8 protein-coding genes are annotated in these 8,660 nt (G+C 69.5%); 6 read left to right on the plus strand and 2 right to left on the minus strand.

What is annotated here, in order from left to right; translation table 11 throughout:
- Positions 1–365 precede the first annotated feature (365 nt).
- Both MXD61_RS14105 and MXD61_RS14110 read left to right on the plus strand, forming a co-directional pair.
- Complete coding sequence (locus MXD61_RS14105; protein WP_163548054.1) at positions 366–1,595, plus strand: acetyl-CoA C-acetyltransferase; 1,230 nt, start codon at positions 366–368, stop codon at positions 1,593–1,595.
- 103 nt (positions 1,596–1,698) lie between these two features.
- Positions 1,699–2,757 (plus strand): class I SAM-dependent methyltransferase, encoded by a 1,059-nt coding sequence (locus MXD61_RS14110; protein WP_248813516.1) that lies wholly within the window; start codon positions 1,699–1,701, stop codon positions 2,755–2,757.
- A 298-nt stretch (positions 2,758–3,055) separates the two neighbouring features.
- On the opposite strand, the gene MXD61_RS14115 is transcribed toward MXD61_RS14110, so the two are convergent.
- Positions 3,056–3,574, minus strand: coding sequence for a MaoC family dehydratase (locus MXD61_RS14115; protein ID WP_248813517.1), 519 nt, complete (start codon positions 3,572–3,574; stop codon positions 3,056–3,058).
- A gap of 94 nt (positions 3,575–3,668) precedes the next feature.
- Positions 3,669–4,868, minus strand: a complete 1,200-nt coding sequence (locus tag MXD61_RS14120; RefSeq protein ID WP_163548051.1) for an acyl-CoA dehydrogenase family protein — start codon at positions 4,866–4,868, stop codon at positions 3,669–3,671.
- Positions 4,869–5,438: 570 nt separating this feature from the next.
- Between MXD61_RS14120 and MXD61_RS14125 the strand changes: the two genes are divergently transcribed.
- The 4 genes from MXD61_RS14125 to MXD61_RS14140 all read left to right on the plus strand — a co-directional run bounded on the left by MXD61_RS14125 (position 5,439) and on the right by MXD61_RS14140 (position 8,471).
- Positions 5,439–6,590, plus strand: coding sequence for an acyl-CoA dehydrogenase family protein (locus MXD61_RS14125; RefSeq protein ID WP_248813519.1), 1,152 nt, complete (start codon positions 5,439–5,441; stop codon positions 6,588–6,590).
- 41 nt (positions 6,591–6,631) lie between these two features.
- Entirely contained in the window at positions 6,632–7,123 is a 492-nt protein-coding gene (locus MXD61_RS14130; RefSeq protein ID WP_163548049.1) for a MaoC family dehydratase N-terminal domain-containing protein, read from the plus strand.
- Positions 7,120–7,551, plus strand: a complete 432-nt coding sequence (locus MXD61_RS28090) for a MaoC/PaaZ C-terminal domain-containing protein (protein WP_248813522.1) — start codon at positions 7,120–7,122, stop codon at positions 7,549–7,551. Before MXD61_RS14130 ends, MXD61_RS28090 begins: the two co-directional genes overlap by 4 nt.
- A gap of 65 nt (positions 7,552–7,616) precedes the next feature.
- Complete coding sequence (locus MXD61_RS14140) at positions 7,617–8,471, plus strand: enoyl-CoA hydratase-related protein (RefSeq protein WP_248813524.1); 855 nt, start codon at positions 7,617–7,619, stop codon at positions 8,469–8,471.
- The last annotated feature ends 189 nt before the right edge of the window (positions 8,472–8,660 follow it).

Raw genomic sequence — 8,660 nt, forward strand, 5'->3', positions numbered from 1 at the left:
AGTTCACGGTGGGCATGCCATCCAGGTCAGCTGCCAGCTCCGACGGTGCCAGGTCTGGCGGCCACAGGGCGGCCGAAGCCGGGGAGCGTGTGCCGGGGTGCCCAGGTGCGCGGGCCAGACCAACGGGTCGGACACGGCGGCGAGGTCACCGGCGCAAGAGCCTACTTTGCCGCCGTGGACGGCGCCAGAAATGCCGATCACCCCACAACAGGCCCATGATCAGGACGTTTACGGGAATGATCAGAGCGTTCCTGCGATTCGGGAATGTGTGTCCCGGCCGAGTTATCGTGCTGTTCGCAACCGGCCCAGGACGAGACGTTCGAGGGTCGTCCCCCGGGATGGCGTAGGTGCAGACAGGAGTTCTCATGCGTGACGCGGTGATCTGCGAGCCGGTCCGGACCGCGGTCGGGCGCTACGGCGGTGTCTTCAAGGGGCTGACCGCCCACGAGCTCGGCGCCACCGTCCTGCGTGGCCTGCTCGAGCGCACGGGGCTGGGTTCCGCGGACATCGACGACGTCCTGTTCGGATCCTGCTACCCGACGATGGAGGCTCCGGCGCTCGGCCGGGTCGTCGCCCTCGACGCGGGCCTGGACATCACCGTCCCCGGGCTGCAGCTCGACCGGCGCTGCGGGTCGGGCGTGCAGGCCGTCGCGTTCGCCGCGATGCAGGTGCAGACCGGTGTGGCCGACGTCGTGCTCGCCGGCGGTGCGGAGAGCATGAGCAACGCCGCGTTCTACTCCACCGACCTGCGCTGGGGTCCGAACTCGGGCAACCTCACCCTGCACGACGCCCTCGCCCGCGGTCGCACGACCGCCGGCGGCGTGAACCACCCCGTCCCCGGCGGCATGATCGAGACCGCGGAGAACCTGCGCCGCGAGTACAGCATCTCCCGTGCGGAGCAGGACGAGTTCTCGCTGCGCTCACACCAGCGCGCCGTCGCCGCCCAGGCCGAGGGCCGGTTCAAGGACGAGATCATCCCGGTGACGGTGAAGAGCCGCAAGGCCACCGCCGTCATCGACACCGACGAGCACCCGCGGGCCGACTCCAGCATGGAGACCCTCGGCCGGCTGCGTCCCATCATGGGCCGCGAGGACGCCGAGTCCACCGTCACCGCCGGCAACTCCAGCGGCCAGAACGACGGCGCCTCGGTCTGCGTCGTCACCCACCCCGAGGCCGCCGAGCGGCTCGGCCTGCGTCCGCTGGCCCGCCTGGTCAGCTGGGCCGTCGCCGGCGTCGAACCGTCGCGGATGGGTATCGGCCCGGTCCCCGCGACCGCGAAGGCGCTCGACCGCGCCGGCCTGAAGCTCTCCGACATCGACCTGATCGAACTCAACGAGGCGTTCGCCGCGCAGGTCCTCGCCTGCACCCGCGAGTGGGGCTTCCCCGCCGGCGACTGGTCCGCCGCCGACTGGGACCGCTTCAACGTCAACGGTTCCGGCATCTCCCTCGGCCACCCCGTCGCCGCCACCGGCGGTCGCATCCTGGCCACCCTGCTCCACGAGATGCACCGCCGCGAGGTCCGCTACGGCCTCGAGACCCTCTGCATCGGCGGCGGCCAGGGCATCACCGCCATCTACGAGCGCATCGCCTCCTGACCCACCCGCGCCACCGGCCGGGGCTTCGGCCCCGGCCGGTGGTGTTCCGCGGAACCGTCCGCGGGTCGTGGACAGGCCCCGCCCGGCGTGAGATTCACGCTCCGTGACCTTTGCGGCCGGCGTTTTGTCCCTTTCATCCGCTGGATGGATGGGGTCGTTCCTACACGGGTCGCCGTGGGGGTATTCCTGTCCGATTTGCCCCCCACAAGGCTACCGTGATCGTTCTGCGTGCTCGCTGGCGGCGATGTTCCTGGTGGGCCCGGTGCGGAGGGTGACGTTGTTGCCGGGGTGTCGGGCGGCGCACCGGATCCTGATGGTTCTCGGTGTGGTCGCGAAACTGAGGTGCGATCGCACCGTGACTCCTGATAAAAGATCTGCCATGGTTCACATTGATCAGGATGACGGTTTTCTTGATCCGGTGGTTTACGGCGAAGCGATCGCCGATGAATATGACGGGTGGTTTTCCGGCCCGGACCGCCAGGCCGCCGCATTCGACGCCGCCGAGTTCCTGCATGCGAAGGCCGGTGCGGGGCCGGCGCTGGAACTTGGTATCGGAACCGGCCGGGTAGCGCTTCCGCTCGCGGCACTGGGGACGAAGGTGGTCGGCATCGACGCCTCGCCGCGGATGCTGGGCCGACTGCGAGACAAGCCCGGTGGGTCCGATATCGAGCTCAGGCTCGCAGACTTCGCCGACCTCGCCGGATTCGATGTGCCCGGTGAGCAGTTCGCGCTGGTCTACGTCGTGTTCAGCACGTTCTGCGGGCTTGCGGACCAGAACGCGCAGGTCGGCTGCTTCGTCAAGGTGGCGGCGGCGCTGCGGCCCGGCGGTTGGTTCGTGCTGGAGACGTTCGTCCCCGATCCCACCCGCTGGGAGCGCGGGCAGCGGTTGGACGTCGACCGTTTCACGGGGGAGTCCACGCACCTGAACGCGGCGGTCCATGACCCGGTGACCCAGCGGATTCGCAACCGGAGGATCGTCCTCGGGCCGGGCGGGGTGCGGACCTACCCGGTCGACCTGCGGGACGTCTGGCCGAGTGAGCTGGATCTGATGGGCCGGATCGCCGGGCTGGAGCTGGCCGAACGGTGGGCGGGCTGGGCCGGCGAACCGTTCACCGCCACGAGCGGCTACCACGTCTCCGTCTGGCGCAGGCCGTTGGCGTGATCGTCTGACCTCGCTGCCGAGCAGGGTGGCTGGGAGCTGGCTGGCCCGCATCGGGGCTCAGGCCGCATCAGGGCTCAGGCCGTGGCACCGACGGCTTGGTGGTCATACCGAGGGTTATGAGCCGTGATGCCGAGGGTTGTTCGGGAATTCAGGGGCTACAGGCCGAACAACCCTCGGCATCAGAAACGAGAACGACGTTCCCGAGGTTCTGTACCGCGGTCGGAGATCAGGAGCGGGCCTGATCTCCGGGAAACGACCAGGGACGCGGCTGCCGGTGTGGAACCGCCGCGACCTGGGGTCAGGACCTGGGCTTGGGGGCGACGGGCTCGGGGCGGCCGGGCTGCTCGCCGCCGCGGGCCTCACCGTAGGCGCGCTTGGGGACCATGACCTTGCGGCGGTAGATGCAGACCAGGGTGCCGTCCTGGTTGTGGCCGCGGGTCTCGACGGTGACGATGCCGCGGTCGTCCTTGGACTTCGACTCGACCTTGTCCAGGACGGTCGACTCGCCGTAGATCGTGTCGCCGTGGAAGACCGGTGCGACGTGGCGCAGGGACTCGACCTCGAGGTTCGCGATCGCCTTGCCGGAGACGTCGGCGACGGACATCCCGAGCAGCAGCGAGTAGACGTAGTTGCCGACGACCACGTTCCGCTTGAACTGGGTGGTCTTCTCGGCGTAGTTCAGGTCGAGGTGCAGCGGGTGGTGGTTCATCGTGATCAGGCAGAACAGGTGGTCGTCGTACTCGGTGACCGTCTTGCCTGGCCAGTGCTTGTAGACGGCGCCGACCTCGAACTCCTCGTAGTACCGGCCGAACTGCATGGGTCGCCTCGATCTCGTGATGATGGGGTCGTGGTCAGTGGCGGTACGGCGACTCGCCGGCCGACGTGGCGTCCGTCGGCCGGCGAGCGGGACGTCAGCCGTTGAGGCGGTAGTCCTTGAGCAGGGCGCGGCTGATGATGCGCTTCTGCACCTCGGACGTGCCCTCGCCGATGAGCATGAACGGGGCCTCGCGGTAGAGGCGCTCGATCTCGTACTCCTTGGAGTAGCCGTAGCCGCCGTGGATGCGGAACGACTCGGTGGTCACCTCGAAGCAGTACTCGCTGGCCAGGTACTTCGCCATGCCGGCCTCGACGTCGTTGCGCTGGCCCGAGTCCTTCTTGCGGGCGGCGCTGACCATCATCAGGTGGCCGGCCTCGACCTTGGTGGCCATCTCGGCGAGCTTGAAGGCGATGGCCTGGTGGTCGGCGATCTGGCGGCCGAAGGTGTGCCGCTGCTGGGCGTAGGCGATCCCGAGCTCGAAGGCGCGGATCATGATGCCGCAGGCGCGGGCGGCGACGTTGACCCGGCCGACCTCGACGCCGTCCATCATCTGGTAGAAGCCGCGCCCGGCCTTCTCGGCGCCGCCGAGGATCGACGAGGCGGGCACGCGGTGGCCGTCGAGGATCATCTCGGTGGTCTCGACGCCCTTGTAGCCGAGCTTCTCGAGCTTGCCGGGGATGGAGAGGCCGTTGGAGGTGCCGAAGCCCGGCTCCTTCTCCAACAGGAACGTGGTCATGTTCTTGTAGACCGAGTCGGAACCCTCGTCGGTCTTCACCAGGGTGGCGACCACGCTGGAGCGGGCCCCGTTGGTCAGCCACATCTTCTGGCCGTTGATGACGTAGTCGTCGCCGTCACGGGTCGCGCGGGTGGTGATCGCGGCGACGTCGGAGCCGCAGCCGGGCTCGCTCATCGAGAACGCGCCGCGGACGTCCCCGGTGGCCATCTTCGGCAGCAGCCGGGCCTTCTGTTCCTCGCTGCCGTGCTGCGCGACGAGGTAGGCGACGATGAAGTGGGTGTTGATCACACCGGAGACGCTCATCCAGCCGCGGGCGATCTCCTCGACCACCAGGGCGTAGGTGAGCAGCGACTCGCCGAGGCCGCCGTACTCCTCGGGGATCATGATGCCGAACAGCCCCATGTCCTTCATCGCGTTGATGATCTCTTCGGGGTACTCGTCCTTGCGCTCGAGGTCACCCGCGTTCGGCAGGATCTCCTTGTCCACGAAGGTGCGCACGGCCGCCAGGATGTCGGCCTGGATGTCGGTGAGCCCGTCGGTCTGCGCGATCCTGCCCATGTCCAGCTCCTCGTCGTCTGTCGCGGGGCGCCACCTCGGGCGGCGGTGGTGCGGGGGCGGCGGTGGTGCGGTGTGGCGGTGTGGCGGTGTGGCGGCCGGGGTCGTCCCTCGGTCGTCCCCGCCCTGACCGTAAGGGAACCGGGGGTGCGCACGCCCGGCGTTGTGACCGCCGACGGACAGGACGCTGTCACGCCCGGCCACGCGTGCCCGCGGGCGAGTGCCACGGGCGGGCGCCGCCGCGCTCCCGGAGCGGGACAACAGCGAGCTTATTAACATGGTCCACCCGATCCGGGCAACACGCCTCGAAGCCGGGTTTCCCGGCCGGCGAGAACGTCTTCGGTCGCCGTGTCGCGGCACACATCCCGGGCTGGTCCGGTGTGGGAGCGATCGGTTGCGGCCGGGCGGTGGCACCCCTACCATTTGAAGCGTTTTTCACTATGTCTGTTGCGGATCATGTCTGTTGCGGGATCGAACCGTCGCGGGGGAGCCCTCGACCGTGGCGCGCAGCGGCGGTGCCCATAACGCCATAACAGCAGAAACACTGATCTGGATTCGGGTGGTGACGGTCGGGTGAGCAGCGAGATCATCGACGAGGTCGTAGCCTCGGTACGCCGTTTTGTGCGCGAAGAGGTTGTACCCGCCGAGACGGAGATCGAGGAGAAGGACTCGATTCCGGACCGCATTCGCGTGGCGGCCGCGGACATGGGTCTTTTTGGTTTCGCCATTCCGGAGATCTACGGCGGCCTCGGCCTTTCGATGAGCGAGGAGGCGCGGCTGGTATTCGAACTCGGTTACACCACGCCGTCCTTCCGCTCGATGTTCGGGACGAACAACGGAATCGCCGGCCACGTCCTGCTCGAAGGCGCCACCGAGGAGCAGAAGAAGGCATATCTGCCGAAGATCGCCTCGGGTGAGTGGGTGGCGTCCTTCGCGCTGACCGAGGAAGGCGCGGGTTCCGACCCGGCCGGCCTTGCCACCACGGCCCGGCGCGACGGTGACGACTGGGTCATCAACGGTTCGAAGCGTTACATCACCAACGCGCCGAACGCCGATGTCTTCATGGTCTTCGCCCGTTCCGAGGAGGGCTCGTCGGGCGGCCGGGGCATCAGCACGTTCATGGTGGAGCGCGGCACCCCCGGGCTGCGGGTGGCGCCGAAGGACCCGAAGATGGGGCAGGCCGGGGCCTGGACCGCGGACGTCTACTTCGACGACCTGCGGGTCAGCGCCGACACCCTGATCGGCGGCCCGGCTGGTGAGGGCCGCGGCTACGCCACGGCGATGAAGTGCCTGGCCCACGGGCGCATCCACATCGCCGCGCTGTGCGTGGGTATGTCGCAGCGTCTGGTGGACGAGTCGGTGGCCTACGCCTCCCAGCGGGTGCAGGGCGGCAAGGTGATCGGCGAGCACCAGCTCATCCAGGGCCTGCTGGCGGACTCGGTGACCGACCTGCACGCGTCCCGGGCCCTGGTGAAGGAGGTCGCCGCCGCGTTCGACGACGGCAGCGACCGGCGGATCGGCCCGTCCACCGCGAAGTACTTCGCCTCGGAGGCGGTGGGTCGTATCGCCGACCGCGCCGTGCAGATCCATGGTGGTAGCGGGTACATGCGTGGCGTGCCGGTGGAGCGTTTCTACCGGGACGCCCGACTGTTCCGTATCTACGAGGGCACGAGCCAGATCCAGCAGCTGGTGATCGCACGCAACGTGCTGCGCGACGCCCGCTGAACCAGCGCTTCTCAGACGATTTCGATGGATGTGGGTGTGCGGTGAGCACTTATACCTTCCCGGTGGAGGCGGGCGCGGTCCTGCTGTTCTCCCGGGCCGTCGGCTATCCGGACTCCGCCTACGGCGACGGGACGGCCGGCGCTCCGCCGACCTTCACGCAGTCCGGTGCCCAGTTCGACCCGGAGTTCCATCTGCGCCCGAAGTACGGCGAACCGTGGCGCGGTTCCGGCCGCACCCCGTCGGGTGTGCCCACCCCGGCGACATCCGGTGGTGGCAGCCTGCATGCCGAGCAGAGCTACGAGTACCACCGTCCGGTCCGGGTCGGTGATGTGCTCACCGCCGTCCAGATTCCCGGCAAGGAATGGGAGAAGGCCGGGCGGCGTGGTGGTTCGCTGACGTTCCGGGAGACCATCACCGAGTTCCGGGACGCGGCCGGCGAGCTGGTGGTGACGGCACGTTCCGTCGTCGTCATCCCGTCGAAGGTCGTCGAGTCCCCGGCCGAGGGTGGCGCGACGGCGGGGGTGGCGCAGTGAGCCCGCGCACGGCCGCCGCCGCTGACATCGCTGTCGGTGACACCGTCGAGACGGTGCTGACCGAGGATCTCACCCGAACCCGGCTGGTCATGTACGCCGGGGCGTCCGGCGACTACAACCCGCTGCACACCGACGACGTGTACGCCCGGGAGGCCGCCGGCTACCCCGGTGTGTTCGCCCACGGCATGCTCACCATGGGGATGACCGGCAAGGCCGTCACCGACTTCATCGGCGACGGTGAGCTGCTGCGCTACGGCGTGCGCTTTCGCAGCCAGGTCTGGCCCGGTGACCGGCTCGTCGCCACCCTGACGGTGACCGGCATCACCGAGTCGGACGGCCGTCGGATCGTCGAGCTGGACGTCGTCACCGTCAACGGCGACGGCGTCCAGGTCATCAGCGGCACCGCCGCCGCCGCGCTGCCGGCCTAGCCGCCGTGGGAGAAACGCCCCCCGCGTCCCAGACCACGGCGTCCCAGGCCACGGCGTCCCAGAGGGTGGCGCTGGGCGAGCTGGCACCGGAGGACACGGTGCTGCGTCAGCTGGACGACGACGGGGTGCTGCTGCTCACCCTCAACCGGCCGGGACGGCGCAACACCTGGGCGTATGACATGGAGCTGCGCTACGTCGCGCTGCTGGACGAGGCCATGGCCGATCCCGGCGTCCGGGTGATCGTGCTGACCGGCGCCGGTGAGGCGTTCTGCGCCGGGATGGACATGGAGGTGCTGCGCCGGGCGACGACCGATCCGAGTTTCGTCCGCCCGGTGCGTCCCTCGGCGACGATCCCGCGCACGGTGCCCAAGCCGATCATCGCCGCTGTCGACGGGGCGTGCGCCGGGGTCGGGTTCGTCCAGGCCCTCATGGCCGACCTGCGGTTCACCACCGCCCGGTCGAAGTGGACGACGTCGTTCACCCGCCGGGGACTGATCGCCGAGGACGCCGTCACCTGGCTGCTGCCCCGGCTCGTCGGCGCCGGGCACGCCGCCGACCTGCTGTTCTCCGGCCGGGTCGTGCGCGGCGACGAGGCCGTTCGGATGGGGCTCGCCAACCGGCTGGTCGAACCCGACGAGCTGCTGCCCGCGGCCCTGGACTGGGCCCGGGACGTGGCCCGTAACTGCTCCCCGTGGGCGGTCGCCCAGGTCAAGCAGCAACTGGCCCGCGATAACGCGGCGGACATCGAACAGTCCCGGCTGGCCGCGAACACCGTCCTGGACGTCGCTCGGGGCAAACCCGACTACCGGGAGGGGGTCGCGTCCTTCCGTGAACGCCGCCCGCCGCGCTTCGAGGGCCTGCCCGCCGACCATCCCCGCATCGTCCTGGCAGTCGAGCCGGACGCGCCGCCGTCGCACTGACGGTTCGTCGCACTGACGGTTCGTCGCACTGCGCGGCCCAGGTCAGGACCGGGGGGCGGGGGGGGGGGGGGGGCCGCCCCCGGGGGGGGGGGGGGGGGGGTCTGAGGGGGGCAAGTCGGGACTGCCTCTGGATCCCGTTCCTGCGACAGGTGGTTCGCCAGCCTGGTGGAGGTGGAGGAGCCCGATGAG

The sequence above is a fragment of the Frankia sp. AgPm24 genome (genome assembly GCF_023243055.1).
In the GTDB taxonomy this organism is placed as follows: Bacteria; Actinomycetota; Actinomycetes; order Frankiales; family Frankiaceae; genus Frankia; species Frankia umida.